This window comes from Pseudarthrobacter sp. TE3704 (assembly GCF_056279405.1).
In genome coordinates, this window is the sequence record NZ_JBWCCJ010000001.1 from 759,293 (window position 1) to 785,414 (window position 26,122).

Annotated in this window: 23 protein-coding genes; 16 read left to right on the forward strand and 7 right to left on the reverse strand. The window is 66.5% G+C overall.

Going from position 1 to position 26,122, the window contains the following annotated elements:
• Window positions 1-2 precede the first annotated feature (2 nt).
• From ACZ9BC_RS03555 to ACZ9BC_RS03585, 7 genes are all read left to right on the forward strand, one after another.
• Window positions 3-1,499 carry a four-carbon acid sugar kinase family protein gene (locus ACZ9BC_RS03555; protein ID WP_476244748.1) on the forward strand — a complete coding sequence of 499 codons (1,497 nt, stop codon included), beginning with the start codon at window positions 3-5 and terminating at the stop codon, window positions 1,497-1,499.
• Window positions 1,500-1,518: 19 nt separating this feature from the next.
• Complete coding sequence (locus ACZ9BC_RS03560; RefSeq protein ID WP_476244749.1) at window positions 1,519-2,421, forward strand: NAD(P)-dependent oxidoreductase; 903 nt, start codon at window positions 1,519-1,521, stop codon at window positions 2,419-2,421.
• 136 nt (window positions 2,422-2,557) lie between these two features.
• On the forward strand, window positions 2,558-4,024 hold the full coding sequence (locus ACZ9BC_RS03565; RefSeq protein WP_476244750.1) for a GntP family transporter: 1,467 nt from the start codon (window positions 2,558-2,560) through the stop codon (window positions 4,022-4,024).
• Complete coding sequence (locus ACZ9BC_RS03570) at window positions 4,024-4,875, forward strand: class II fructose-bisphosphate aldolase (protein WP_476244751.1); 852 nt, start codon at window positions 4,024-4,026, stop codon at window positions 4,873-4,875. The genes ACZ9BC_RS03565 and ACZ9BC_RS03570 overlap by 1 nt, the downstream gene beginning before the upstream one ends.
• A gap of 58 nt (window positions 4,876-4,933) precedes the next feature.
• Window positions 4,934-5,353, forward strand: coding sequence for a DUF1304 domain-containing protein (locus ACZ9BC_RS03575; protein WP_476244752.1), 420 nt, complete (start codon window positions 4,934-4,936; stop codon window positions 5,351-5,353).
• Window positions 5,354-5,465: 112 nt separating this feature from the next.
• A complete protein-coding gene (locus ACZ9BC_RS03580; RefSeq protein WP_115524074.1) occupies window positions 5,466-5,792 on the forward strand; it encodes a GNAT family N-acetyltransferase in 327 nt (108 codons plus the stop codon).
• 88 nt (window positions 5,793-5,880) lie between these two features.
• Entirely contained in the window at window positions 5,881-6,837 is a 957-nt protein-coding gene (locus tag ACZ9BC_RS03585; RefSeq protein WP_476244753.1) for an NAD(P)/FAD-dependent oxidoreductase, read from the forward strand.
• A gap of 76 nt (window positions 6,838-6,913) precedes the next feature.
• Here ACZ9BC_RS03585 and ACZ9BC_RS03590 read toward each other — a convergent pair whose 3' ends face one another.
• Entirely contained in the window at window positions 6,914-7,297 is a 384-nt protein-coding gene (locus ACZ9BC_RS03590) for a hypothetical protein (protein ID WP_476244754.1), read from the reverse strand.
• Window positions 7,298-7,514: 217 nt separating this feature from the next.
• Window positions 7,515-7,859 (reverse strand): hypothetical protein, encoded by a 345-nt coding sequence (locus tag ACZ9BC_RS03595; protein WP_476244755.1) that lies wholly within the window; start codon window positions 7,857-7,859, stop codon window positions 7,515-7,517.
• Between the two features lie 266 nt (window positions 7,860-8,125).
• On the opposite strand from ACZ9BC_RS03595, the gene ACZ9BC_RS03600 reads away from it, so the two are divergent.
• The 5 genes from ACZ9BC_RS03600 to ACZ9BC_RS03620 are packed head-to-tail and all read left to right on the forward strand — an operon-like array spanning window position 8,126 to window position 14,377.
• Complete coding sequence (locus tag ACZ9BC_RS03600; RefSeq protein ID WP_476244756.1) at window positions 8,126-9,733, forward strand: pyridoxal phosphate-dependent decarboxylase family protein; 1,608 nt, start codon at window positions 8,126-8,128, stop codon at window positions 9,731-9,733.
• Window positions 9,730-11,115, forward strand: a complete 1,386-nt coding sequence (locus ACZ9BC_RS03605) for a lysine N(6)-hydroxylase/L-ornithine N(5)-oxygenase family protein (RefSeq protein WP_476244757.1) — start codon at window positions 9,730-9,732, stop codon at window positions 11,113-11,115. The genes ACZ9BC_RS03600 and ACZ9BC_RS03605 overlap by 4 nt, the downstream gene beginning before the upstream one ends.
• Window positions 11,112-11,681: a GNAT family N-acetyltransferase gene (locus ACZ9BC_RS03610; RefSeq protein WP_476244758.1), complete on the forward strand. Its 570-nt coding sequence runs from the start codon at window positions 11,112-11,114 to the stop codon at window positions 11,679-11,681. The genes ACZ9BC_RS03605 and ACZ9BC_RS03610 overlap by 4 nt, the downstream gene beginning before the upstream one ends.
• Window positions 11,678-13,558, forward strand: coding sequence for an IucA/IucC family protein (locus ACZ9BC_RS03615; protein ID WP_476244759.1), 1,881 nt, complete (start codon window positions 11,678-11,680; stop codon window positions 13,556-13,558). The genes ACZ9BC_RS03610 and ACZ9BC_RS03615 overlap by 4 nt, the downstream gene beginning before the upstream one ends.
• Window positions 13,559-13,603: 45 nt before the next feature.
• Window positions 13,604-14,377: an SDR family NAD(P)-dependent oxidoreductase gene (locus tag ACZ9BC_RS03620; RefSeq protein WP_476244760.1), complete on the forward strand. Its 774-nt coding sequence runs from the start codon at window positions 13,604-13,606 to the stop codon at window positions 14,375-14,377.
• On the opposite strand, the gene ACZ9BC_RS03625 is transcribed toward ACZ9BC_RS03620, so the two are convergent.
• Window positions 14,345-15,463: an FUSC family protein gene (locus tag ACZ9BC_RS03625; RefSeq protein WP_476244761.1), complete on the reverse strand. Its 1,119-nt coding sequence runs from the start codon at window positions 15,461-15,463 to the stop codon at window positions 14,345-14,347. The genes ACZ9BC_RS03620 and ACZ9BC_RS03625 overlap by 33 nt on opposite strands.
• Before the next feature lie 285 nt (window positions 15,464-15,748).
• Window positions 15,749-17,338, reverse strand: a complete 1,590-nt coding sequence (locus ACZ9BC_RS03630) for an MFS transporter (RefSeq protein ID WP_476244762.1) — start codon at window positions 17,336-17,338, stop codon at window positions 15,749-15,751.
• 611 nt (window positions 17,339-17,949) lie between these two features.
• On the opposite strand from ACZ9BC_RS03630, the gene ACZ9BC_RS03635 reads away from it, so the two are divergent.
• A complete protein-coding gene (locus ACZ9BC_RS03635) occupies window positions 17,950-18,207 on the forward strand; it encodes a hypothetical protein (RefSeq protein ID WP_115524082.1) in 258 nt (85 codons plus the stop codon).
• A gap of 134 nt (window positions 18,208-18,341) precedes the next feature.
• On the opposite strand, the gene ACZ9BC_RS03640 is transcribed toward ACZ9BC_RS03635, so the two are convergent.
• A complete protein-coding gene (locus tag ACZ9BC_RS03640; protein ID WP_476244763.1) occupies window positions 18,342-20,903 on the reverse strand; it encodes an ATP-dependent DNA ligase in 2,562 nt (853 codons plus the stop codon).
• A 40-nt stretch (window positions 20,904-20,943) separates the two neighbouring features.
• Here ACZ9BC_RS03640 and ku point away from each other — a divergent pair, with 40 nt between their 5' ends.
• The 3 genes from ku (at window position 20,944) to ACZ9BC_RS03655 (ending at window position 23,591) form a co-directional block, all read left to right on the forward strand.
• Window positions 20,944-22,122, forward strand: coding sequence for a non-homologous end joining protein Ku (ku, locus tag ACZ9BC_RS03645; RefSeq protein ID WP_476244764.1), 1,179 nt, complete (start codon window positions 20,944-20,946; stop codon window positions 22,120-22,122).
• Window positions 22,123-22,314: 192 nt separating this feature from the next.
• Complete coding sequence (locus ACZ9BC_RS03650) at window positions 22,315-23,160, forward strand: class I SAM-dependent methyltransferase (protein WP_476244765.1); 846 nt, start codon at window positions 22,315-22,317, stop codon at window positions 23,158-23,160.
• Window positions 23,160-23,591 (forward strand): SRPBCC domain-containing protein, encoded by a 432-nt coding sequence (locus ACZ9BC_RS03655; RefSeq protein ID WP_476244766.1) that lies wholly within the window; start codon window positions 23,160-23,162, stop codon window positions 23,589-23,591. Before ACZ9BC_RS03650 ends, ACZ9BC_RS03655 begins: the two co-directional genes overlap by 1 nt.
• Window positions 23,592-23,714: 123 nt before the next feature.
• Here the strand turns inward: ACZ9BC_RS03655 and ACZ9BC_RS03660 are convergent, their stop codons facing one another.
• Entirely contained in the window at window positions 23,715-23,993 is a 279-nt protein-coding gene (locus ACZ9BC_RS03660; protein ID WP_079598623.1) for an HPr family phosphocarrier protein, read from the reverse strand.
• 60 nt (window positions 23,994-24,053) lie between these two features.
• Complete coding sequence (locus tag ACZ9BC_RS03665; protein ID WP_476244767.1) at window positions 24,054-26,120, reverse strand: PTS fructose transporter subunit IIABC; 2,067 nt, start codon at window positions 26,118-26,120, stop codon at window positions 24,054-24,056.
• Window positions 26,121-26,122 lie beyond the last annotated feature (2 nt).

A 26,122-nucleotide genomic window follows, 5' to 3' on the forward strand; every position in this document is an offset into this window, starting at 1 on the left:
CTGTGACGCTTGAAGCAGACCTTCTGGCCGCCTACCCGGCTGAAATCCAGATCCCGGCGGGGCTGGTTGCGGACACGCTGGCCGCGTCCAACGCAGAGGTTCCCCGGGTGCTGGTAGTGCTCGACGACGACCCCACTGGAACGCAGTCCGTTTCGGACCTGCCCGTGCTCACCCGCTGGGAGGTTGAAGACTTCATCTGGGCCTTCGGCCAGGCCAAGCCCGCGGTGTACGTCCTGACCAACACCCGCAGCCTCGATCCGGCCGAAGCAGCCGCCCGCAACGCGGAAGTGGTCCGCAACGCCCTCTCCGCCGCCGGCTCGCCGGATGCGCTGCGCCTGGGTTTTGTCAGCCGCAGCGATTCCACCCTCCGCGGCCATTACCCGCTGGAACCTGACGTCATCGCCGCCACTGTTGAGGAAGTCAGCGGCGAAACCACCGACGGCGTGGTCCTGGTCCCTGCCTTCCCCGACGCCGGGCGCGTCACCATCGGCGGCGTCCACTACATGCGGGGCACAGGTGACGCCGCCGGGACACTCACCGCGGTTTCCGAAACCGAATTCGCCAAGGACGCCACCTTCGGCTTCACCACCTCCGTGATGGCCGACTACGTAGAAGAGAAGTCGCAGGGCCGCTTTGCAGCGGACTCGGTGATCGTGCTGGACCTGAACATCGTCCGCGCCGGCGCCGCAGCCGCAGACCCTGCCGAGAGCGCAACGATCAGCGCCAACGCAATCGCCGACGCCATCCAGGCCGCCACCAATTCCACCCCGATCGTGGCGGACATCGTCACCGAAAACGATCTCCGTGCCCTGGCCCTGGGCCTGGAAGAAGCAGAACGCCGCGGCAAGAAGCTCCTTTACCGCGTGGGCCCGCCCTTCGGCCGCGCCCACATCGGCCAGGAAATCCGCGCCGAACTGACCGGAGCCGAGGCCTACGCCGGCAACACACCGTCCGAGGCGGGCGGCCTGATCGTCGTCGGATCGCACGTGGGAGTCACCACCCGCCAGCTCAAGGCCCTGACCGAACAGCACAGTTCGGCCCGGATCATCGAGATCGACGTCGAAAAGCTGCTGGGCGATGAAGCAGCCGCCGCCAACCACCTGGACCAGACAGTCACCAGCATTGTGGAAGCCCTCCGCGGCGGAGACGTCATCGTCCACACCAGCCGCCTGCTAATCAAGACCGACGACCCCGCCGAAAGCCTGAGGATCGCCCGCACCGTGTCGGCAGCCGTGGTCGCCGTGGTCAACCGGACCCTGAAGACCTTCCCGCCGCGGTTCGTCATCGCCAAGGGCGGGATCACATCCTCCGATGTGGCCGCACACGGCCTGGAAATCCGCCACGCCATCGTCCGCGGCCCCATGCTCCCCGGCATCGTCAGCCTGTGGGAACCGGTGGACGGCCCCGCAAAGGGCATCCCGTACATCGTCTTCGCCGGCAACGTAGGCGCCGACCAGTCCCTCGCCGACGTCACCCGCAAACTCAGCAACACCTTCTAAGAGTTCACAGGAGAACACCATGACCAGCAACTACACCGTCACCGTCCTGGGCCTGGGCGCCATGGGCCTGCCCATGGCCACCCGCCTCGCCAGCCAGCTCACCGTCCACGGCTTCGACATCGCCGAACCCCGCCTGAAGCTGGCCGAAGAAGCCGGCATCGCCACCTTCGCCACTGCCCGCGAAGCTGCCAAGGGCGCGGACGCCGTGCTCCTGGCCGTCCGCAACGGCGAACAGCTCAACGATGTCCTCTTCGGCGGGAACGGCGTGGCCTCCGTGCTGGAGCCGGGCGCCGTGGTCATCCTCGGCAGCACCGTGGGCACCGAAGCCATCCCCGCCACCGTGGAGAAGCTGGCCGAATACGGCGTCGAACTGGTGGACGCCCCGCTGTCCGGCGGCCCCAAACGCGCCGGCGAAGGCGACCTGCTGATCGTGGTGGGCGCTTCCCCCGAAGCCCGCGAAAAGGCTGCCCCCGCCCTGGAACTCCTGGCCTCCACGCTGACCGTGGTGGGTGACAAGCCCGGCGACGGCCAGGCCCTCAAGACCGTCAACCAGCTCCTCTGCGGCGTCCACATCGCTGCCGCCGCCGAAGCCATGGCCCTCGCGGACGCGCTGGGACTGGACCAGGCCAAGACCCTCGCCGCCCTCGAAGCCGGTGCCGCCGGCTCGTTCATGCTCTCCAACCGCGGCCCCCGCATCCTCGAGGCCTACACAGAGGAAGGCGCCGAGGTCCTGTCCCGCCTGGACATCTTCGTCAAGGACATGGGCATCGTGGGCAAAGCCACCCGCGCGGCCGGACTGGCAGCCCCGGTTGCCGCCGCCGCCGAGCAGCTCTACCTCCTGGGCCAGGCCCAGGGACTGGCCGCGGCCGATGACTCCGCCGTCATCAAGGTGGTTGCCCCCGCCAAGCGGACCAAGCAGTAAGCCGCCTTCCCCATAACGTACGACGACGGCGGTCCCCCCTTCGCCGTCGTCGTACCTCCAGCGTTTCCCCCTTAGAAAAAACAAGCGCCTGAGTGCCCGTCTTCTGGAAGACTGGCTCGTCAAAGGAGACACCCTCATGAACCACCTGATAAACCCGCTGATACTGCGGGCGGCCGACGCCCCGGCCATCAAACCCGCAGTTGAGCTTGGCACTCCGCTGCTCCTGACCATCGCAGCCCTCGGCATTGCCGTGCTGCTGGTGATGATCATCCGCTTCAAGATCCAGGCCTTTGTTGCCTTGCTGACCGTCAGCATCATGGTGGCCGTCGCCGCCCAGATCCCGCTCAAGGACGTGTTCACCGTTGTGGCCAACGGCGTGGGCAGCACCATGGGCAAAGTGGCGCTGCTGATCGCACTCGGCGCCGTCCTGGGCCGCATGATCGAGGTCTCCGGCGGCGTCCAGTCCCTCGCCTCCCACTTCACCGAGAAGCTCGGCGCCAAGCGCGTGGCCGTGGCGCTCACCGCCGTCGGCTTCCTGGTGGCCATCCCCGTCTTCTTCGAGGTGGGCATCATTGTTCTGGTGCCCATCGTTTACGCCTTTGCCAAGATCGCCAACGTGCACCCCGTGAAGTTCGGCCTTCCCATGGCCGGCATCATGCTGGCCATCCACGTCGCCGTCCCGCCGCACCCCGGCATCGTGGCAGGCGCCGGCGTCTTCGGCGCCGACATCGGACTTATTACCCTGATCTCGCTGGCAATCTGCGTGCCCCTGGGCTTCCTGTCCTACTGGGTGGCGAGCATCATGAACCGCAAGGAATACGAGCTCCTCCCGTCCGTCAAGGCCCAGGTCGAGGAATTCGGCTCAGACTCGCTGGTCAAGGTTGGCCACGACGGCCCCGGCGCTGCAGCCATTGCCCCGCCCCGCCCCGGCCTGATCATCTTCCTGATCGCCGCACCCATCGTGCAGATCCTGCTGGGCACCCTTGGGACCCTCACAATCCCCAAGGACAACTCCTGGTACGGCCTGGCCGCGTTCATCGGCAACCCGTTCTTCGCGCTCCTGGTGGCCGTGGGCCTCTCCTTCTTCCTGCTGGCCGTCCGCCGCAACTGGTCGCTGAAGGAAACCGGCGAAATCTTCGAAGGTGCCCTGCCTCCCATCGCCTCCATCTTGATGGTGGTGGCCGCCGGCGGCGTGTTTGGTGAAGTGCTGCGTACATCCGGCATCGGCGCCGCGCTCTCCCAGACCCTGGACCACTTGGGCCTGCCCGTCATCGCGCTGGGCTTCGTGATCTCCCTGGCCCTCCGCGCAGCGCAGGGTTCGGCCACCGTGGCCATCGTGACCACCACCGGCCTGCTCACCTCCGCGGTGATGGAAGGCGGGTACAGCCCTGCCCAGATCGCCGTTATCGTGATCGCCATCGGCTTCGGATCGCTAGGCCTGTCCCACGTCACCGACGCCGGATTCTGGACCGTGGTCCGCTACTACGGCCTCACCGTCTCTGACGGGCTGCGCACCTGGACGGTCCTGACCACCATCCTGGGCCTGGCCGGCTTCGCGCTGACCTTCGTCGCCTGGATCCTGGTGGGAGGGCTGGGCGTCTGATGCGCACCCGACTGGACCTCCTTGTCACTTCCGCCCTGCAGCAGGGCTCAGCAGTCCCCGCCTTCACCTGCTACGACTTCACCACCGCCCTGGCCGTGGTGGGCGCTGCTGAGGAGTCCGGCCGTGGCGTCATCCTGCTGGTGGCGCCCAAAACCGCCGCCACCCCCAACGGCCTGCGGCTGATCGCAGCGCTGCGCGGGTTGGCGGACGCGGCCTCCGTTCCCGTGTCAGTGCAGCTGGACCACGCCTCGGACCTGACAGTGATGGCCGACGCCGTCGCGGCCGGGGCGGATTCCGTCCTCGCCGACGGGTCCTCCCTTCCCTTCGAGGACAACATCGCGCTGGTGGTCGCTGCCCGCGCACTGCTGGGCTCCGACGTCGTGCTTGAAGCGGAACTTGGCGGCCTGCCCGGCGACGAGGACCGCGCCTTCGGTGCGGATGAGGCCGGTGTTTCCGTGGCCGGCCTGACCGACTCTGCCCAGGTGGAAGACTTCGTGTCCCGCACCGGAGCTGAGCTACTTGCCGTGGCCGTGGGCAACGTGCACGGCAAGTACAAGGGAGAACCGCAGTTGCGGTGGGACGTGCTGCAGGACATCGCGGTGCGGACCCACATCCCGCTGGTGCTGCACGGCGCCTCCGGCATTCCGGCGGAGGAACTGGTGAAGGCGGCATCCATGAACGTGGGCAAGGTCAACTTCAACACCGAGCTCCGTACCGGCGTGCTGGCCACCCTGCAGGAACAGCTGCCGGCGCACCGCGCCGACGGCGAAAACCTGCAGGCACTGCTGGGCCACTGGAACCGGTCTGCAGGGGGATTCGCCACGGCTGCGCTGAGCATGCTGACGCGCTGACGGACTGCACTGCGGCTACCGTAAGGGCGCCATAAGGCAGGGAGGCTAGGATCAAGCAATGATCCTGGCCTCCCTCCTTTTTGCCTTCCTCGCTGCCGCCCTCCACGTTTTCATCTTCACCATGGAGTCCCTGACCTGGACCCGGCCGGCCACCTGGAAGCGCTTTGGGGTTGCCTCCCAGTCCGACGCCGAGACCACCAGGCCGCTCGCCTACAACCAGGGCTTCTACAACCTCTTCCTGGCCATCGGCGCCTTCATCGGCATCGGCTGCATCGCGCTGGCACCCGAAGGATCAGCGCAGTCCACAGCCGGGCAGTCCACAGTGGGTTGGACACTGGTCTTCGCCAGTTGCGGCTCGATGGTCCTCGCAGCGCTGGTTCTCGCCCTGACCGGCAAAAAGTACCTCCGCGCGGCCGTGACCCAGGGCGCCACGCCGCTCCTCGCCGTCGTCCTGGGCCTCCTCGCCGTAGCGGCTTAAAGCTGGCCGCTAACTGACCGTGTACCTGCTGCCGGGGCCGGGTCTTTTTTCGTAGCCCTAGTCTTGCTGCGCGGGCATTGCCAGCGGGATGAAGTAGTGCCAATGTCGAACCATGACCGAGAACACGATGTCCACCGAGGATAAGTTCACGCCGGATGTCACGCTGCGGCGCAATGATGCGCAGCACCGCTACGAACTGCTGGTGGGCGGCACGCTGGCCGTCCAGTCCTTCTTCGAGGACCTTCCCGGACACATCGATTTCATCCGCACGGAAACGGGGCCGGACTTCGAGGGCCGGGGCCTGGGAAAAGTCCTGGCGCACTTCGCCCTCGATGATGTGGTGGCCACCGGCAAACGCATCGTCCCGCACTGCCCGTTCATTGCCGGCTACCTGCGGAAGCACGAGGGGTACGAACAGTTCGTCGACTGGCCTGAGTGAGCGCAAAAGCTCCCCGCCGTTAGAGGCCTTCCCCACCGGGTAATCCATCTGCAGGAAAGCAGGCCTATGGCAGACCGGGAGGGACAACATGGTTCACGGGGAACTGTTCGACGTGGCAATTATCGGCGGCGGCCCGGCGGGCCTGAGCGCGGGCGTTGCCCTGGCCAGGGCCTTGCGGTCCGTTGTGGTCATCGACGCAGGGGAACAGCGGAACCTGAAGGCCCAGGGAGTGCACGGTTTCCTCAGCCGCGAAGGCATGAGCCCGAGGGAGCTTGTTTCCGCGGGCCGGGAGGAGCTGGCCCGCTATGGCGGGACGGCGGTTGAGGGGTTCGTGACGTCAGCCAGCCGCGACGGCGGCAATTTCATTCTCAGCCTCAAGGACGGCTCCACCATCAGCGCCCGGCGCCTGCTGATCGCGTCCGGGATCACCGACGAACTGCCGGAGCTTCCCGGCGTGGCGGAACGCTGGGGACGGGACGTCCTCTACTGCCCGTATTGCCACGGCTGGGAAATCCGGAACCAGCGGATCGGCATCCTGGCATCGGACGCCAACGCCGTTCCTGAGGCGCTGACCTTCCGGCAGTGGAGCCCCGACGTGACGCTGCTCCTGAACGGCGCATTGCCCCTGGGCCCGGAAGAGGAAGAGCAGCTGCGTGTCCGGGATGTCCGTGTGGTGGACGGCAGGGTCCAACGGCTGGAGACCGCCAACGACAGGCTTGTGGGGGTGGTGCTCGACGGCGGTCCCGTTGTCCCGCTGGATGTGCTGGCCGTCAGTCCCGCAACCGTCAGCAAAGCGAATATGCTCCAGCGCCTTGGGCTTGAACCGTGCGGCCTGGACGAGGGGGAGGGCACCTGCCTGGAGACGGATGAATCCGGGCGCACGTCCTGCCCCGGGGTGTGGGCCGCCGGCAATGCCACGGACGTCTCAGCCCAGGTGATGACGGCGGCGGCAGCCGGCCTTCGGGCCGCCGCCGCCATCAATGCTGATCTGGTTCTTGCTGATACACGGCAGGCCGTGCAGGAGGCCAGGGCCTACGCGCGGTAGCCGCAGCGCATTGGGAACGGCGGTAGCCGCACAGTCCGGGAACAGTGTCTCCAGCTGCCGGTAGTTCCAGTGCCAGTCAGCTGGCGAGGGCGTGATCGCCCATATCCGAGTTGAACGGGGCTGAAGTGAATTCGGTTGCGTTGAATTCGGTTGCGTTGAAGCAGGCGGCATCAGCTGCGGGATCATCGATGGTGAAGCCGCAGGCGCAACGGTAGGTCACGACGTTGCCGGCGGCGGCACCTGCACCAAGGGGAACCACTCCTGTCCCGTCAACGTAGACAGGCTGCCGTACGGGCAGTTCGTTAGGATCAATGCGCTGCATCGGGGTGCGGCAATGCATCCGCGAATTCAGGGTGACCAGAAGCCCCACGTCCACGGGTTCGGTGGTTCCGACGGGAGCCAGTGCTCCCTCTGTGCGTTCCCCAAACGCCGTCAAGTGATCTTCTGTAACGCTGGTCATGATGTTCATCCTTGGGCTTCTTCACGAAACTGCCGGCGTTGGCAGCTCCGCCGCGAACTGCTTGCGGAGGTTCATTTACCCCAATACCTAAGCATGCTTACTAATCGTCACGCAAATCAGCTTGTGGTCCAAGGCACACCCCGCGTTAGCGGATCCGGCGTCACGCCGAGTGGGTATTGGCGACGTGTCTTGCGGGTGGCTGCGTAGGCTGCTTCACCTATCCGAGCCGCTTCTGCCACTGCAGCGCGTGCCAGAACAGCAGGCACAAAAGTGCTGCGATTCCGAGGAGAATAGCGTAGGGCGCGTTGGTCAGGACCAGGAACGACATGGGCACCTGCCCGTTCGGGGAGAACTGGTTGCCGATGCCGTAGAAGAAGGCCGCAGCGCCACCGGCAATCAGCCCAATGGCGAACAGCCACAGCACCACAATGAACGGATTCACGGCCGCCCACGCGCCGGGCGTCCAGGCAGAAGGCTCTGTGGCCCCGGTTTCATGCGGCAGCGGGTTCCCGTCGCGGTCCACTTCCCGGAATCCGGTGGCTCCGGATGGCGGCTGATCCATGCTTCCCCCTTGCATTTCAGCGTTCCGGCCAAGCCGCCGGAAACCCCAGCCTAGCCGAGAGTCTTCCGGCCTCGGGGCAGTTGCAGGGTGAAGGGCATTCTGCAGCAGAACGCTCCTGCCCGCCAGTCAATGACCTCTTTGGGACTTCAAAAACCCCGGGTTTCTGCGGCTCCGGAGAAATACAACACAAAAGTTTGATTAAAAGGTTCACCTAAGTAAGGCTTGCCTTTGCAAGTCAAGAAAAACCGCTGACCGAAGGATGACCAGTGTCGCTGATGCCCCGCCTCGACGAGTTACAAGTGGATGACCCGCACAACAGCGATGTCCACGCCAAACAGGATCCGCCGGGGCAGGACTTCGGCTCGCGGGTGGAGCTCGCGCTGGGGGCAACCAACCATCTTTTCAACGCCAGGAACTCACCCCGCTATGTGGCCCAGGTACTGCAGGGCGTCACCGCAGTGGCAACCAAGCTGGAACGGACCACCCGGCCCTTTACCGGCGTCGGGCCTTCAGAGATGAAGGCGCGCGTCGGCGCCGTGGACCTGGACACCCCGCTGCCGGACACGGCGGCCGCGCTGCAGGAACTCGAAGCCGTCTACCTGCGGGATGCCATCTACTTCCATGACGCAAAGTACGCAGCCCACCTGAACTGCCCTGTGGTGATCCCCGCCCTGGTGGGAGAGACCATCCTGTCCGCCGTGAACTCCTCCCTTGACACCTGGGACCAGAGCGCCGGGGCCACCATGATCGAGCGGCGCCTCATCGACTGGACGGCTGAACGTCTGCACCTCGGTGACAACGCGGACGGCATCTTCACGTCCGGCGGCAGCCAGTCCAATCTCCAGGCCCTGCTGATCGCGCGCAACCACGCCGTCGCCGGCCTCCGCCGGGACCCCGCACGCAGCGGGCTCCGCCTTCCGGCCCTGCTGGACACGCTGCGGATCTTCACCTCCGAGGACAGCCACTTCAGCATCCAGAAGTCCGCCTCCATGCTGGGCCTCGGCTTTGACGCCGTCATCACCGTTCCCTGCACGGCCGACCACCGGATGGACCCGGCCGCGCTCGCCGACGCCATGGCGTCAGCCAGTGATGCCGGCCTGACGCCGATGGCCGTGGTTGCAACCGCCGGAACCACTGATTTCGGCGCCGTGGATCCCCTCGCCGACCTCGCCGCACTGGCCCGAGCCTACAGCGCCTGGTTCCACATCGACGCCGCATACGGCGGCGGGCTGATGGTCTCCGGGCGCTACCGGCATCTGCTGGACGGAACCCGCCTGGCGGACTCAGTCACCGTTGACTTCCACAAGACCTTCTTCCAGCCGGTAAGCTCAAGCGCCCTCCTGGTCCGCGAGTCCGCCATGCTGCGCCACATCACCTACTACGCCGACTATCTGAACCCTGAAAGCGCGGCGCTGGCCGACATTCCCAACCAGGTGGACAAGAGCATCCAGACCACCCGCCGGTTCGACGCCCTGAAACTGTGGCTCACCCTGCGGATCATGGGTGCCGACGCCATCGGCGCCCTGTTCGACGAAGCAATCGACCTCGCCGCCCGCGTTGGCTCGCTCCTTGCCGCCGACGACGACTTCGAACTTGCCGCTGCACCGCAGTTGAGCACCCTGGTGTTCAGGTACCGTCCCGTCGCCGACGGCGTCCGGCTCCCGGAAGACACCGCCGACGTCCTCAACCCGGCCATCCGTGCCGCCGTTTTCGCCTCCGGTGAGGCCGTGGTGGCCGGTACCAAGGTGGGCGGCCGCCACTACCTGAAGTTCACCCTCCTCAACGCCGAGGCCACCCTCGAGGACATCGCCGAGATCATCGGGCTCCTGCGCCGCACCGGCGCGGACCTGTTGCAGAGCGAGGTGTCCGCATGACCCGCATATACGACTTCGCTGCCATCGGCGCCGGGCCCTTCAACCTGGGCCTCGCCGCGCTCACCGAACCGCTGGAGGGCGTGGACGGCATCTTCCTGGAACAGCGGGCGTCTTTTGACTGGCACCCCGGGATGATGCTGGAACCCGCCCACCTCCAGGTCCCCTTCATGGCGGACCTGGTCACCCTGGCTGACCCCACCTCGCCCTACTCGTTCCTGAACTTCCTGAAGCAGGCCGGACGCCTCTACCGCTTCTATATCCGGGAGAACTTCTACCCGCTCCGGGCCGAGTACAACCAGTACTGCCAGTGGGTGGCCGGCCAACTGCCTTCCGTCCGTTTTGGCACGGCTGTGCTGGATGTAACGTACGACGCCGGCGTGTACCGGCTCGCTGTCTCCGGTCCGGACGGGCCGGAAGTGCTTTTAGCGCGGCGGCTGGTGCTGGGCACCGGCACATCCCCCTATGTTCCGGAAGCGGCTGCCGGAATCGTTGCCGACGCAGCGGCAGGCCGCGGGGGAGTTGTCCTGCACAACGCCGACTACCTGGCGCGGAAGGCCGAACTCCAGCAGCAGCGCAGCATCACCATCCTGGGAAGCGGCCAAAGCGCGGCCGAGATCTACTACGAGCTCCTGCAGGAGGCCGACGCCCACGGTTACCAACTCAACTGGGTCACCCGCTCCGGCCGGTTCTTCCCGCTGGAATACACCAAGCTGACCCTCGAAATGACGTCCCCCGAGTACGTGGACTACTTCCATGGCCTCCCGCAGCACCAGCGCGACCACCTCAACAAGACGCAGAAGAACCTCTACAAGGGGATCAACTCCGAACTCATTGACGCCATCTACGACCTGCTCTACACCAAGAGCCTCTCCGGCATGGTGGACACCCAACTGCTGACCCACTCCACCCTTGCAGCAGCACAATGGGACGCAGCGGCCGGAACGCACATCCTGCACCTGCACCACGGCGAGCAGGGCAGCTCCTACACCCTGGACAGTGAAGCAGTGGTCCTGGCCACCGGCTACGGCTACCGGGAGCCCGGGTTCCTCGCCGGCGTGCAGGACCGGATCGCCCGTGACAGCGCCGGCCGGTTCGCCGTGGACCGGAACTACAGCACGGGCGTCGAACCCGGCGAAATCTTCGTCCAGAATGCCGAGCTGCACACCCACGGCTTCGTCACCCCGGACCTGGGCATGGGCGCGTACCGCAACTCCTGCATCCTGCGGGAAATTACCGGCCGCGAGGTCTACCCGGTGGAGCGGAGCATCGCGTTCCAGCAGTTCGGATCACCTACGGGCACTGGCGCCCGGGCTGACGTGGGGACAAGCGCGGACGTGGGGACAGGCACGGACATTAGCGTTGCGGCAGGGGTGTCCGCATGAGGTTCACATTCCGCTGCCTCGACGCGAAGGCCGACGCGCCGCTCCTGCACAGCTGGGTCACCCGGCCGTACGCCTCGTTCTGGGGCATGCTCTCCGCCGGCGTCGACGATGTGGTGGAGGAATACGCCAGGATCCAGGCCAGCGGGCACCACCACGCCCTGCTGGGGCTCGACGGCGGCGTCCCCGCCTTCCTGATGGAGGAGTACCTCCCGGAGTCCTCGCCGCTGGCAGGCCTATACGCCGTCCAGCCCGGCGACGTGGGTATGCACCTGCTGGTGGCGCCGCCGTCGGAAGGCCCGGAACCCGGGTACACCACGGCGGTGATGGACGCCGTCCTGGACCACCTGTTCGCCAGGCCGGAGGTGCAGCGCGTCGTGGTGGAGCCGGATGCGCGGAACACCAAAATCCACGCACTGAATGAACGGCTTGGTTTCCAGCCCGCAGGCATCGTCACCCTGCCGGACAAGGACGCCCTGCTGAGCTTCTGCAGCCGCTCCGACTACCTCACCGCCCGCGCCGCACTCGACACTTTGTCCACAACCGTCCCGCAGGGAGCTTCACTGTGACCGTCCACCTCGATTCCGCTGTGTCCGCCCTTGCCGCGGACCCTGCCACCGCCGGCACTGCCAACGCCGCACCCCACCTCGCCGGAGACCGGTGGGACAAGGCCAACCGGCACCTGCTCCGCAAAGCGCTCGCCGAGTTCTCGCACGAACGGATCATCGCTCCGGAACTCCTGAGTGATGAACCGGGGGATGAGGGGACCGGCAGCTACCGGCTCCGCAGCGGTGACGGCTCGCACGAGTACCGCTTCTGCGCCCGGATCCTGGAACTTGACCACTGGTCCATCGACGCCGGTTCCATCCGGTGCTTCCGGGACGGCGCCGAAGCGCCGCTGGACGTGCTGGAGTTCATCACGGCGTTCCACACCACCCTCGGCATCACCATCCAGATGCTCCCGGTCTACCTGGAGGAGATCAGCAGCACCCTGGCCAGCCACGCCTACAAGCAGTGGGCCGGCCAGCCGTCCGCCGCCGAACTCGCAGCCGGCGTTACGGGCGGGCGCGATGCCGCCGCCGACTTCCAGGCCATCGAACGCAGCATGACCGAGGGCCACCCCTGCTTCGTGGCCAACAACGGCCGGCTGGGCTTCGGCATCAGCGACTACCATGCGTTTGCCCCGGAGACCGGCGCCCCGGTCCGGCTGCAATGGATCGCCGTCCACCGCAGCCACGCCGTGTTCACCTCAAGTGCAGGGCTGGACTACCGGGCGCACCTGGATGCCGAACTCGGCCCGCTGGCCGGCGACTTCACCAACGAATTGCAGCTCCAGGGCCTGGACCCCGGGCAGTACTTCTTTATGCCCGTCCACCCGTGGCAGTGGGAAAACAAACTCACGGTCACCTTCGCGGCGGAGATCGCCCGCCGCCGCATCATTTACCTGGGGGCCGGGACGGACGTGTACCAGGCCCAGCAGTCCATCCGCACCTTCTTCAACACCAGCGCCCCGGCCCGGAGCTACGTCAAAACCGCCATGTCCGTCCTGAACATGGGGTTCATGCGCGGGCTGTCGCCGCAGTACATGAAGGCAACACCGGCCATCAACGACTGGCTGCGCACCCTGATCGAGAATGACGGGGCGCTGCAGCAGCGCGGATTCACCATGATCGGCGAAATCGCCGCCCTTGGCTACCACAACGGTTACTACGAGGCGGGGTCGGCTCCCGGATCCCCCTACCGCAAGATGCTCTCTGCCCTGTGGCGGGAAAGCCCCCTGCCGCTGCTGCAGGACGGGCAGCAGTTGGCCACCATGGCCTCCCTCCTGCATGCCGATTCCGCGGGCAAGCCGATGGTTTCCGCGCTGATTAGGCGCTCCGGGCTGGCGCCGGCGGACTGGCTGCGCCGCTACTTCGAGGCCTACCTGGTTCCGCTGGTGCACTGCCTCTACCAGTACGAGCTGGCGTTTATGCCGCACGGCGAGAACGTCATCCTGGTCCTCGAGGACGGCGTCCCCGTCCAGGCCATCATGAAGGACATCGCCGAGGAGATCGTGGTGATGGGGGACCGGCTGGACCTTCCCGAGGAGGTGTCCCGGATCCAGGCTGCCATCCCGGACGGGGAAAAGGTGCTGGCCATCTTCACAGACATCTTCGACTGCATCTTCCGCTTCCTCGCAGCACTCCTGGAAGAAGACGGGATCCTGGGCCAGGAGGATTTCTGGCGCACGGCAGCAGCCGCCATCACGGACTATCAGGGCCAGCACCCGGAACTGGCGGACCAGTTCGCCCGCCACGACCTGTTCGCCCCGGACTTCGAACTGTCCTGCCTCAACCGGCTCCAGCTCCGCAACAACCAGCAGATGCTGGACCTCGCGGATCCCTCGGGCGGGCTGCAGATGGCCGGGCGCCTTGCCAACCCGCTGGCGAAGTTCGCCGGGCGGTAAAAGCAGGGAACATCCGGCGGAGGTCAAAGTGGCTAGGCTGGCAGCATGATGCCAACCACTTCCCGAACAACCGCACTCGTCACCGGGGCCAGCGCGGGGCTGGGCGCCGAGTTCGCCCGCCAGCTTGCTGCGCAGGGCACCAACCTGGTCCTGGTGGCGCGGAACCGGGCCCGCCTTGAACATACGGCGGCGGACCTGGAACGGCGCTACGGAATCATGGCTGAGGTGCTTCCCGCGGACCTGACCGACGACGCCGGCGTGACCGCCGTCGTCGGACGCCTGTCCGATTCGCAGCGGCCGGTGGGCATCCTGGTGAACAACGCGGGGATCGGGCTGCTGCACAACTTCGAGGACAATTCCATCACCGAGGAGAAAAAGCACCTGAAGCTGCACGGCGAAACGGCCATGGTGCTCACGCACGCTGCCCTCAAAGGCATGCTGGAGCGCGGTGAGGGCCGGATCATCAATGTGGCCAGCATTGCCGCCTTCCTGCCCCGGGGCACGTACTCGGCGGCGAAAGCGTGGCTGGTGAGCTTCAGCCGCTGGGCCAACCTCGCCTACCGCAGGCAGGGCATCAAGGTCACGGCGGTCTGCCCCGGCTTCACCCACACCGAGTTCCACGACCGGATGGGCATGGACAAATCCGTGGCGCCGTCGTGGGCCTGGCTGCACGCCGGCCGTGTGGTGCGCGAAGGCCTGGCCGACAACGAACGCGGACGGGCGGTGTCCATCCCGTCCAAGCGGTACAAGGTGGTGGCCGCGGTGGCGCGCGTAGCTCCCGCCAAACTAGTGGCGGGGCCTCCCCGCACGCCCAAATAAGGGCAGACGCCCCACCAGGGGAGCCCGTCCCAGCAGGGCCGCAGGGGTCCTCGACCCCGCCCGCCGCACGGCCACCACCACCAGGATTCCCACCAGCGCCCCCACCAGCGTTTCCACGCCACGCTCCAGGATCAGGAGGGCGGGGTCGATGGGTGCGGCAAGCTGTGTCATCAGCAGGATGACGGGTGTAAAGGAGACCATGGCAAAGCCGTAATGCCGGGTCATGAACAGCTCAGTGGTGAACTGGAACAGGATCACCAGCAGCGCCAGCAGGATGGCCTGCTGCCCGGGGAACAGCCCAGTGAGGGTCCACGGTTCCGGGAGAATGACGACGGCGGTGACCGCCAGCCCCACGAACGTCCCCACGATGCGGTGGACGCCGCGGCGCACGCTGCTGGGGAGGTCTGCCCCGGCCAGCGGGACGGCAGCCGCCACCATGGCCCAGTGCGGGTGGCCGCTGCCGCTGAGGACGCCCAGCGAACCCGCGGCCCCCACTGCCAGCACATACCTGGTGGCGTGCAGCATCACCTCCCGGCGCCCGGCCGAACCCGGATTCCTCGCGGCCCCGCGTTGCCAGGACCGCCGGCGCAGCCAGCCGCTGAAGCCCACAGCCAGGGAGAACGCGGCACTGCCTGCGGCAATCAGCATGGCCACGTACCAGGGAACCACCGTGGGGACGGAAGCGCAGGCACCCAGCGCGAGGATGCCGAAGAACGGGCCGTTGGGCTTGAGCCGCACCCGATCGGAATACACGGAGCCCACCCCGGCAAGCACGGCTTCAACAGCCACCAGCCACCAGGAGTGAAGATGGTTGACGGACAGGAACACGCCCACGCCTACGCCGGAGAGGAGCACCAGTGCAGCCTGGGCCTGGTGGCGGAGCCGCAGTTGATGCTGCTCGTTCCGCCCGTACATACCCGTCAGCGCCCCGAACACGGCATAGATGATGAGGTCCGGCCGGCCGGCAACCAGAAGCACCAGCGACGGGACCGCCACGCTGGCGGCCACCCGGAGCGCCGCGAGGTGGTCATTGTTGGCAGGCTCCAGCCGGTGGAGGGCGCGGACCTGCTCAACCACCCGTTTCATCCCGCACCATCCCCGCCGTTGTGTGTCCGGGCCCGTTGACGGCCCCATCAAAAGTTATTGCCGGACTCCCTGAACGGAGTCATATCCTTCGGCGCCGCACGGACACACTAGGACATGGACCGGCCCAGGAGAGGACCGGCCCAGCACACAGGCCTGCCTGTCCCGCCGCGGGGCAATGAAAAAGCGGCACGGCAAAGGCCCGCCCTGCATGCTTCCCCCAAGGAAACATGCCGGACGGGCCTTTGAAGCGTGGGCTACAAGACGCGCCTGCCTCCCGCCGGAAATCTAGACCCCGGTGGGAACCTTTTCGGCCGCACGGGCGTCTGTGACGTCCTGCGTTTCGAATGGCAGCTGGTCCAGGTCGATCAGCGGGTTCTCGTCCTGGGTGGCCACCAGTTCCCGGGCTTCGGCCTTGGTGTCAACGCTGGGCATGGAGCCCGGCAGCGGCCGCTGCGCTGATTCCTTCAGGAAGTAGATGGCCACCGCACCCACCAGGGACGTGCCCATCAGGTAGTACGCGGGCATCATGTCGTTCCCGGTTGCACTGATCAGGGCGGCAACAACGAAGGGGGTGGTCCCACCGAAGATCGCCACCGAGAAGTTGTAGGCGATGCCCATGGCGCCGTAGCGGCTGGACGTGGGGAACTGCGCCGGCAGTGCGGAGGCCAGGTTGGCCACGTAGAAGGTCACCGGGAAAGCGATCAGGGCGAGGCCCGCAAGGGTGGACCAGATCTCACCGATGCCGATCAGCATAAAGGCCGGCGTTGCCAGGACCACCGTGCTCAGGGCGCCGATCCACAGGACCGGCCTGCGGCCAATCCGATCGGACAGCTTGCCGGTCAGCGGAATGCAGAGGCTCATGACCACCAGGACGGGAATGGTCAGCAGGGTGCCGTGCACTTCGTCGTAGCCCTTGGCCTCGGTGAGGTACGTGGGCATGTAGGAGGTGAGGGCGTAGCCGGCCGTGTTGGCTGCGGCCACCAGGATCATGGCCACGATGATGGAGCGCCAGTAGGCCTTGACGATGCCCACCGGGCCCTTGGCAGCGGCCTCGTCGGAGGCGGCAGCGTTCTTGGCGATGTCCTCCTGGGCATCCAGGGTGGCCTGGAACTGGGGAGATTCCTCGATCCTGCTCCGGAAGTAAATGGCGACCAGGCCCAAAGGACCGGCAACCAGGAACGGGATGCGCCAGCCCCACTCCTCCATGGCAGCCTGTCCCAGGGTGAGCTGGAGGGCGGAGACCAGGGCGGCACCCAGGGCGAAGCCCAGGTAGCTGCCCATGTCCAGGAAGCTGGCGAAGAAGCCGCGGCGCTTGTCCGGTGCGTACTCGCTGACGAACGTGGTGGCGCCGGCGTATTCGCCGCCCGTGGAGAAGCCCTGCACGATTTTCAGCAGCACCAGCAGGCCGGCGGCCCACAGGCCGATCTGGGCGTAGCCGGGCAGGAGGCCGATCGCGAAGGTGCTCGCGGCCATCAGCATGAGAGTGGCGGCAAGGATCTTCTGCCGGCCCATTTTGTCGCCCATCCAGCCGAAGATCACGCCGCCCAGGGGGCGGGCGATAAACGTGGCGGCGAAGGTTCCGAGCAGGAACAGGGTCTGCGTGGTGGGGTCGGATTCCGGCAGGAAGACCGGCCCCATGGTGGTGATGAGGTAGCCGAAAACGCCAACGTCGTACCATTCCATGGTGTTGCCGACGATGGTGCCGCCGAGTGCTTTTTTGAGCATCGGCTGGTTCACGACGTTGACATCGGATTCCTTGAGCCGGCGGCGTGGCAGCCGCCGGGGCTTCTTGGCAGCCGTGGTGGCTGCCTGGTCTGTTCCGCTGGCGTTCCTGGCGCCTGCTGAAGAGTCGGTCATGCTTCGGTCTGTGGGCATTTGGGCAACTCCTGTGGAGGTCATTTGCTTGCGACTTGTAGCTGCCCCGCTCCGGGCAGGCCTTCAATTTTACGGGAAAACCATGGCTTCCCCGCCCGAAATGCCGTAGGATCAGCTCTTTTGGGGCCGTTTACGCTGACTTTTCCCACATTGTTTTCCCGCCTTTTCCCGCGTCATTACAGGGATGGGGCCCGCCGGCACGGATCGTTACCGAATTTTTTTGGCTGCAACCCGGTTTGGGATGCTTTTTGCGGGTACTCCGTCGCCAAAAGTGAGCGCCCTCACCCAGTCTCCGTGCCTCCCTTCCGTCCCCGCAGCGGCGTCGTGGCGCGGGCCTCAAGGACCGCCGTCGGCCTTCTTTTCCGTCCTCGGGCCAAGGGGTTCACAGGCGGCTGCTCGGTGCCTATGGTGGAGCAATGGGAATCCTTCTTTTTGAGTAGGCGGATGCGTGCAGCCGGACAGGGTCCGGCTGTGCCCCGCCCCTCCGGTCAGGCCCGCAACACTTGCTGGGCACGGTGCGCATTACAGTCCGCTGGCATTTTCAGCGATCCCCGGACGCCCCCGTGGCGGCAACGGGCAACACTTCGTTTCATCGCGGAAAGGAAGATCACATGGCTGACAAAGTCCGTACATCACACATCAAACCCGAGCTTGCCGACCACCTGGCGGCGGCTATGAACACTCCGGACCTGCCTGGTCCCGCAGTGGCCGGTGCAACCGGAATGCCACAGCAGAACGCGTGGCCGGATGGCAACGGAAAGCGGCGGCACCCGAAGGAACGCGGCTCCGGCCTTGGCAGGATGGGCCACGAAGCGGCAGTGACGGCCGTTCACCGCACCAGCCGGCCGCAGATGCCCCACTCGTCCTGACCTGGCCCGGACAACCATCGCGTTGGCGACACCCTGAATAACCACCGACACGGAAATTGCCTGGCGACCCCACTATGTGGTGGTCGCCAGGCAATTTCCGCGTCACGGATGAAGGTGTGCTTCACGGGCCCGGCTCAGGCTTCGCGGACCACTTCGGACGGTTCCTTGTCGAGCCGCCAGCCACGCCACACGGGATGCCGCAACCGCCCGGGGCCGGTCCACTCGCTGTAGGCCACCTCACCCACGAGCTGCGGGGCAATCCAGTGGGCGTCCGCGGCGTCGGGGCGTGGGACGTCATGGAACGGTGAGGTTTTCCTCGCGAGGCGCTCCACCGTCTGCCGGAGTTCGGCGAGCTCCCGGGTGCTGAATCCACTGCCCACCCGCCCCACGTACTCCAGTTTGTCCCCATCAGGGATGCCCACCAGCAGTGAACCCACAGTGTCCTGGCGGCCGCCCTTGCCCGGCCGCCAGCCGCCCACAACCACTTCCTGGGTCTGTTCAATTTTGAGCTTGATCCAGGTGCGGGTCCGCTGTCCGCTCACGTAGCGGCTGTCAGTCCGTTTGGCCATCACGCCTTCGAGGCCCAGCTCCCGGGCGCTTTCCAGGATGTGTTCAACCTTGTCCTCGAGGACAAGGGAAAGGTCCGCGGGGCAGCCGGAGGGGCGAAAGAACTGCTCCAGCCTTTGGCGCCGCTTGGTGAGCGGCAACCGCCGGAGGTCCGTCCCGTCGTTGTACAGCAGGTCGAACAGCACCAGCCGGACCGGGATGGCAGTGCGTGCCTTCGCGACGTCGGCCGGCCGGGTCAGCTTCATCCGGCCCTGCAGCAGTCCGAAGTCAGGCCTGCCGGCGGGTCCGACGGCGATGATCTCACCGTCTGCGACGAACGGCTGCCCGGGCCAGCACTGCCGGTCGGTCAGTTCAGGATAGGTCCGGGTGACGTCGTTGCCGTTGCGGCTGAAAATGCGCACAGTGGTTTCGTCCGCGACCATGATGGCGCGCACCCCGTCCCACTTGAGTTCGAACTGCCAGTTGCTGCCCTTGAGGTCGGCGGTGTCACCAGACGTGGCCATCATGGGCCCGAAATCCTGGGGTGGGAGATTCGGGCGCGAAGCGGCGGCCGGTGCCTCCTTCTCTTCCGGCGCGTCCTCCGGCGCCTTCTTATCCGGCGCGTCCTCAGGCTCCTCTTCCGGCACCTCCGGCGGCTCTGGAGGCGGCGCCGCGTGCCGCCGTCGTCCGCGTTGATGCTCCGTGTCCATAAGGTGGATGAGCCACTGCCCCTCGGCGTCCTTGCCCTGCCCGCGGCCGGTGTGGATCAGCGCGAACTTTTTGCTCCCGCCCAGGCCCCCGCCCTCGGACCCGGTGAGGGTGACGATAACCTCCCGGCCGTTGATCCATTTATGCAGTTCATAGGTGCCGTGGTCCCAGATGGTCATCTCGCCTGCGCCGTATTCACCCTTGGGGATGGTCCCCTGGAAGGTGAGGTAGTCCATCGGGTGGTCCTCGGTCTGGACGGCAAGGTGGTTCTTGCCGCCGGATTCCGGGACGCCCTTGGGCAGCGCCCAGGACACCAGGACGCCCTCATACTCCAGGCGGAGGTCGAAGTGAAGCCGGCTGGCGTGGTGCTCCTGGATGACGAACGCGTCGCCGCTGCCTGCCGCGCCGCTGAACGGTTCGGGCGTCTTCTGCGGGTCGCGCATGGAGCGGTACTTCCCCAGGCGCGGGTTCCCGTCGTGCCCGCCGCCGCCATGCCCGTTCCCGCCGTGCCCTTTCACGTCGTGCCCTCTTGCGTCGTCGGCCGGATGGCCCGCGGCCTGGACGACGGCGGCAAACGGGTCCTTGCCGTCCTGCACCCGCCGCAGGACTGCTTTATAGTCCAGGTGCTTGAGCCCGGGAGAACTGATTTCCCGCCAGGTGCGGGGCGCGGCGACCATGGGGGTGGGGCGGCCGCGCAGTGAGTAAGGCACGATGGTGGTTTTCGCCGCGTTGTTCTGGCTCCAGTCCACCAGCACCTTGCCCTTGCGGAGGGTCTTCTTCATGTCGCTGACGGCCAGGTCCGGATGGTCCGCCTCCAAAGCGCGCGCCAGCTCCCGGGCGAACGCCGAGATCTGGTCCGAGCTCTGGCTGCGGTCCAGGGCGGCGTACAGGTGGATGCCCTTGCTGCCGCTGGTCACCGGTACCGGGTCCATGCCCACGTCCTGCAGGATGGCCCGGGCCAGGAGCGCCACCTCAACGCATTCCTCGATGCCCGCTCCCTCGCCGGGATCCAGGTCCAGGACCAGCCGGTCCGGGTTCAGCTGGTTCCCGTGGGAGTCCACCTGCCACTGCGGCACGTGGATTTCCAGGGAATTGATCTGGCCGAACCAGGTCAGCGTGGCGGGGTCGTTCACCATGGGGTAATGGATGGTCCGGTCTTTATGGGTGATGGCGGCCCGGGGGAGCCAGCCCGGTGCGGAGTCCTCGAGGTTCTTCTGGAAAAACACCTCGCCCGGCTTTTCCGCGGTGCCCACTCCGTTGACCCACCTTTTGCGGGTGGCCGGCCTGCCGGCTGCCGCGGGGATCAGGACGTGGGCGACGGCGGCGTAGTAGGCAAGGACATCGGCCTTGGTGGTGCCGGTCTCCGGATAGATGATTTTGTCCAGGTTGGTGAGCGTGAGTTCACGTCCGGCAACGCGGACACGCTCCTTACTTGCCGCCATAGGGCTTCACCTCCGGCCCGGACTGATGTTGACTGTAGGAATGAGAGCCATCTGGAAAGGTGCCATCGCGTTTGGCCTGGTCAACGTGCCCGTGAAGGTCTACAGCGCCACTGAAGATCATGACATCAGTCTGCACCAGGTTCACAATGCCGACGGCGGCAGGATCCGCTACCAGCGCCGTTGCGAGGTCTGCAGCCAGGTCATCGACTACTCGGACATCGAGAAGGCCTACGAGGAAGACGGCCGGACGGTCATCCTGTCCAAGGACGAGCTCAAGTCCATTCCGGCGGAGAACAGCCACGAGATCGAGGTGGTGCAGTTCGTCCCGTCCGAGCAGCTGGAACCCATGATGTTCGAGAAAAGCTACTACCTGGAGCCGGATTCCAAGACGCCCAAGGCCTACGTGCTGCTGCGGCGGGCACTTGAGGACACGGACCGGGTGGCCATTGTCCAGTTCGCGCTGCGGGAAAAGACACGCCTGGGCGCCTTGCGGATCAAGGACGACGTGCTGGTGCTGCAGTCCCTCCTGTGGCCCGACGAGGTGCGTGAAGCCAACTTCCCCGCATTGGACACGTCCGTCAAGATCTCACCCCAGGAGCGCGAGATGTCAGCCGCGCTGGTGGAGTCCATGGCGGCGGACTTCGATCCCGTCTCCTTCACGGACGAGTACCAGGTGCAGCTGCGCCAGCTGATCGAGGCCAAACTCGAGCAGGGCGACGCCCTGGATACGGAAGCAACCTTTGGCGTGGAGGAAGGCGAAGGCGGCAAGGGCGAAGTCATTGACCTGATGGAAGCCCTGAAACGGAGCTTGGACCGGAAGCGCGGCGCCGGGGCGGCGGCCTCATCCGGCGATGAATCCGGCGGAGAGTCCGATGAGGAGGAGGACAGCGGCGAGGAGGAGGCCAAGCCCGCGCGCCGGGCCTCCGGAACAAAGACGGCGGCAGCAAAAGCGGGGACCACCTCCACGGCATCAAAGCCGGCCACAAAGTCCACGGCTGCCAAAGCCGGAACCGCCAAGACCACGGCAGCAAAATCCACCGCTGCCAAGTCGGCCGAAACGAAGTCCACCGCCGCGAAGTCATCGGCCTCCAAATCAACCGGGACAAAGACCGCAGCGAAGACAACAGCAAGCAAGACCGCCAGCAAGACGGCGTCCGGCAAAGCCTCCGCTGAACCTGCCGCGAAGTCCACCTCCACCAGGGCCCGCAAGCCAGCCTGATCCGGGATCCGGGCAGTACACCCGCGGGACCGGATGGGGACTGCCTGACGGGCCAGCGATCCACCTGGGTCAGCCTCGGAAGCAGTGCGATCTTTACAGCGGGCTACTGCGCGTCCACAATGAGTCGCATCGCAGCCTCCGCTGTGCCCACAGCGTGCTGACACCTGAGCGGCCAGTAAAGGAGCGCGGACCATGAACGATCAGACGGATACGGCGGAGGCAGACCGGGCGCTGAAGCAGAAGCACCGGGCCATGTGGGCGTCCGGGGACTACCCGGCCTTGGCGGACGAGATGCTGCTGGAACTGGGCGCCATCCTGGTGGAAGCATGCGGAATCACGTCCCGCCACCGGGTGCTGGACGTGGCAGCAGGCTCCGGCAATGCGGCAATTCCGGCGGCGATGATGGGCGCCAAGGTGGTGGCCAGCGACCTCACGCCCGAGCTTTTCGAGGCCGGCCGCCGGGAGGCCGCGAACCGGGGAGTCAGCCTGGACTGGCAGGAGGCGGATGCCGAGGCCCTGCCGTTCGGCGAGGCCGGGTTCGACGTGGTGATGTCCTGCCTCGGCGTTATGTTCGCGCCGCACCACCAGGCTGCTGCCGACGAACTGGTCCGGGTCTGCAAGCCCGGCGGCACCATCGGCCTGCTGAGCTGGACCCCGGAAGGGTTCATTGGCAAGATGTTCGCCACCATGAAGCCCTTCGCCCCGCCGCCCCCGCCCGGTGCCCAGCCCGCACCGCTGTGGGGGAGCGAGGAGCACGTCCGGGAACTGCTGGGGGACAGGGTTACCGAGGCCAAGGCGCGCAAGCAGACGCTGGCGGTCCGCAGCTTCCATCAGCCAGCCGATTTTGTCCGCTATTTCAAGTCCCACTACGGACCCACCATCTCGGTGTACAAGTTCATCGGCGAGGACCCGGAAAAGGTCAAAGCACTGGACCAGGCCCTCACGGAGCTGGCTGATTCCTTCGGGGACGCGCACGGCGATTCGCCGTTCCAGATGGAGTGGGAGTACTTGCTGTTCACCGCGAAGAAGGCTGGCTAATGCCGGGAAACCACGTGGCAACGTCGTCCATCGTGATCGGTGCTCCGGCGAGCCATGTCTGGGACGTCATTACCGACCCTCGGGCCGTCAAGGAGTTTATGTTCGGCGCGGACCTGGTGACGGACTGGATTGTTGGCGGGCCCATCGTTTGGCGCGGCGAGTGGGAGGGCAAGGCCTATGAGGACAAGGGCTACATCCTCGAGGTGGAGCCCGGCCAAAGGCTTGTCCATACGCACTTCAGCCCGCTCGGCGGCGAAGACGACAAGCCGGAAAACTACCACACGCTGACCTGGACCCTCGAGGACCAGGGCGGCGCCACCAGGCTCACCCTCAGCCAGGACAACAACGCCACCGAGGAGGCGGCCGCCCACGCCCAGGGCATGTGGGACATGCTCGTGGCAGACGTCAAGAAGATCGCCGAGCGCGGCTGATCTACCCGGACGCGGCGGAATTAGCGCGGCGGGATTAAACAGCGGCGGCCGCCGTCGTGCGGATCCCCTGGGGGACACGCGCGACGGCGGCCGCCGGCACGCTGCTGTCACAACGCTGTGCTGCTACTCGGCGTCGTGATCCGTTTCCAGGATCTGGACCAGGCGGTCCAGCGCGGTGTCAGCGCCGTCGCCTTCGGCGCGGAGGACCACCACGTCGCCGTGGGAGGCGCCCAGGCTCATGAGGGAGAGGATGCTGGCGGCATCCATGGCCTCGTCGGCCGGCTCGCCTTCACGGGCGATGGTGATGTCCAGGTCGAACTCTCCGGCTGCCTCGGCAAAGATGGCGGCGGGGCGGGCGTGCAGGCCCACGCGGCTGGCGACGGTTGCGGTGCGTTCTGGCATTGTTGCTCCTTTTGTCTTTCGGCTTGCTGTGCTTCAGCGCCGGATGGGTAGTTGGCCGGATCAGACCGTTGCTGGAACGGTTTCCACCGTAGCAGCGGTCTTGGGGGCTGCCCAGCGTTTGAGGGCCACCACGGCCAGCGCGCTGACGATGGTTCCGGCGAGGACTGCGACGACGAACATCAAGAAGTTGCCGATGGCGAAGAAGACGAACAGTCCGCCGTGGGGTGCCTGGGACGTGACGTTGAAAGCCATGCACAGTGCGCCGGTGAGGGCACCGCCCACCATGCTGGCGGGGATGACCCGCAGCGGATCGCTGGCGGCGAACGGGATGGCACCTTCCGAGATGAAGGACGCACCCAGCAGCCAGGCTGCCTTGCCGTTTTCACGCTCGTTCAGGGTGAAGAGCTTCTTGTCCAGAACCGTAGCCAGGGCCATGGCCAGCGGCGGGACCATGCCCGCAGCCATGACGGTTGCCATGATCAGCCATGGCGCCTGGTTATCGGCGTTGCCGGCACTCAGGCCGGCCACCGCAAAGGCGTAAGCCACCTTATTGACCGGGCCGCCGAGGTCGAAGCACATCATCAGGCCGAGGATGACGCCCAGGACGACGGCCGAGGCGCCGCTCATGCCGGTGAGCCAGCCGTTGAGGGCTGCCGTCAGGCCTGCGATGGGGCCCCCGAGGACAAGGAACATCAGGCCGGAGGCGAAGATGGAAGCGAGCAGCGGGATGATCACCACGGGCATCAGGCCGCGCAGCCAGCGGGGCACCTGCCAGGTCCCGATCAGGTGGGCGATGTAGCCCGCCAGCAGGCCGCCGATGATGCCGCCGAGGAAGCCGGCATCCATGAATCCAGCGACGGCACCGGCAACGAAGCCGGGTGCGATGCCGGGCCGATCAGCAATGGCGTAGGCAATGTAGCCGGCCAGCGCCGGGACCAGGAAGCCCATGGAGAGGGCGCCGATCTTGAACATCACCGCGCCGAGGTAGATTGCCAGGCCGCCCTCGGGCAGGTTGCCGAAGCTGTTGTTGAGAACCACGTCATCTGCGACTTCGGTGATGTCGTAGCCACCCAGCAGGAAGCCGAGGGCGATCAGCAGGCCGCCGCCGGCGACGAACGGAATCATGTAGCTGACGCCGGTGAGCAGCGCACGCTTCAGCTTCTGGCCGATGTGCTCGCCCTTTTCCTCGGCGTCGTGCTCAGCCTGTTCCTCGGCACCGAAGTGCGGGACGCGCCGGGCGTGCGGGTTGTCCGCGGCGGCCAGTGCTTCCTGGACCATCTTGGCCGGCTCATCGATGCCACGCTTGACGGGAGCGTTGATGACAGGCTTGCCGGCGAAGCGTTCCTTGCCGCGCACGTCCACGTCCACGGCGAAGATCACGGCGTCCGCTGCGGCAATGACGGCGGGATCCAGTGGCTTGGCCCCGGAGGAACCCTGGGTTTCCACCTGCAGGTCAACGCCGGCTTCCTGGGCTGCGGCCACGAGGGAGTCGGCAGCCATGTAGGTGTGGGCGATGCCGGTGGGGCAGGCGGTCACGGCCACGAGGCGCTTGGGGCCGGAGGAACCAGTTGCTGCACCTGCGCCCGCATGTGCCACTGCCGAAGCCCCGGACTGGCCGGTCGCGTTCAGCGATCCAGCTGCGTCCGCCGGGGCGGCGGCAGCGTGGGCGGCCGGCTTGTCGGCGAGGGCGCCGTCCACCAGCTCGACGATTTCCTCTTGGGAGGACGCGGCGCGCAGGGCTGCGGTGAAGTCCTTTTTAATCAGGGAGCGGGCCAGCTTGGAGAGCAGCTTCAGGTGCGCCTGGTCTGCTCCGTCCGGGGCCGCGATGAAGAAGATGAGGTCGGCGGGGCCGTCCTTGGCGCCGAAGTCCACCTTAGGGTCCAGGCGGGCCATGGCCAGGGTGGGCTCCGTGACGGCAGCCGAGCGGCAGTGCGGGATGGCAATGCCGCCGGGGATGCCCGTGGCGGTTTTCTGTTCGCGGGCGAAGGCGTCGGCGAAGAGGCCTTCAACCTCTGTTGCGCGTCCGGCGGCAGCTACCTTGCTTGCCAGATGCCGGATCACCGCCTCGGGCGCATTGCCCAGGTTCTGGTCGAGCTCGACCAGTTCCGTGGTGATGAGCTGAGTCACTG

Bases quoted from the DNA above. Each gene is read 5' to 3' on its own strand.
- ACZ9BC_RS03560 (WP_476244749.1), top strand. From the start codon at position 1,519: ATGACCAGCAACTACACCGTCACCGTCCTGGGCCTGGGCGCCATGGGC.
- ACZ9BC_RS03565 (WP_476244750.1), top strand. From the start codon at position 2,558: ATGAACCACCTGATAAACCCGCTGATACTGCGGGCGGCCGACGCCCCG.
- ACZ9BC_RS03570 (WP_476244751.1), top strand. From the start codon at position 4,024: ATGCGCACCCGACTGGACCTCCTTGTCACTTCCGCCCTGCAGCAGGGC.
- ACZ9BC_RS03575 (WP_476244752.1), top strand. From the start codon at position 4,934: ATGATCCTGGCCTCCCTCCTTTTTGCCTTCCTCGCTGCCGCCCTCCAC.
- ACZ9BC_RS03580 (WP_115524074.1), top strand. From the start codon at position 5,466: ATGACCGAGAACACGATGTCCACCGAGGATAAGTTCACGCCGGATGTC.
- ACZ9BC_RS03585 (WP_476244753.1), top strand. From the start codon at position 5,881: ATGGTTCACGGGGAACTGTTCGACGTGGCAATTATCGGCGGCGGCCCG.
- ACZ9BC_RS03590 (WP_476244754.1), bottom strand. From the start codon at position 7,297: ATGACCAGCGTTACAGAAGATCACTTGACGGCGTTTGGGGAACGCACA.
- ACZ9BC_RS03595 (WP_476244755.1), bottom strand. From the start codon at position 7,859: ATGGATCAGCCGCCATCCGGAGCCACCGGATTCCGGGAAGTGGACCGC.
- ACZ9BC_RS03605 (WP_476244757.1), top strand. From the start codon at position 9,730: ATGACCCGCATATACGACTTCGCTGCCATCGGCGCCGGGCCCTTCAAC.
- ACZ9BC_RS03610 (WP_476244758.1), top strand. From the start codon at position 11,112: ATGAGGTTCACATTCCGCTGCCTCGACGCGAAGGCCGACGCGCCGCTC.
- ACZ9BC_RS03620 (WP_476244760.1), top strand. From the start codon at position 13,604: ATGATGCCAACCACTTCCCGAACAACCGCACTCGTCACCGGGGCCAGC.
- ACZ9BC_RS03625 (WP_476244761.1), bottom strand. From the start codon at position 15,463: ATGAAACGGGTGGTTGAGCAGGTCCGCGCCCTCCACCGGCTGGAGCCT.
- ACZ9BC_RS03630 (WP_476244762.1), bottom strand. From the start codon at position 17,338: ATGCCCACAGACCGAAGCATGACCGACTCTTCAGCAGGCGCCAGGAAC.
- ACZ9BC_RS03635 (WP_115524082.1), top strand. From the start codon at position 17,950: ATGGCTGACAAAGTCCGTACATCACACATCAAACCCGAGCTTGCCGAC.
- ACZ9BC_RS03640 (WP_476244763.1), bottom strand. From the start codon at position 20,903: ATGGCGGCAAGTAAGGAGCGTGTCCGCGTTGCCGGACGTGAACTCACG.
- ku (WP_476244764.1), top strand. From the start codon at position 20,944: ATGAGAGCCATCTGGAAAGGTGCCATCGCGTTTGGCCTGGTCAACGTG.
- ACZ9BC_RS03650 (WP_476244765.1), top strand. From the start codon at position 22,315: ATGAACGATCAGACGGATACGGCGGAGGCAGACCGGGCGCTGAAGCAG.
- ACZ9BC_RS03655 (WP_476244766.1), top strand. From the start codon at position 23,160: ATGCCGGGAAACCACGTGGCAACGTCGTCCATCGTGATCGGTGCTCCG.
- ACZ9BC_RS03660 (WP_079598623.1), bottom strand. From the start codon at position 23,993: ATGCCAGAACGCACCGCAACCGTCGCCAGCCGCGTGGGCCTGCACGCC.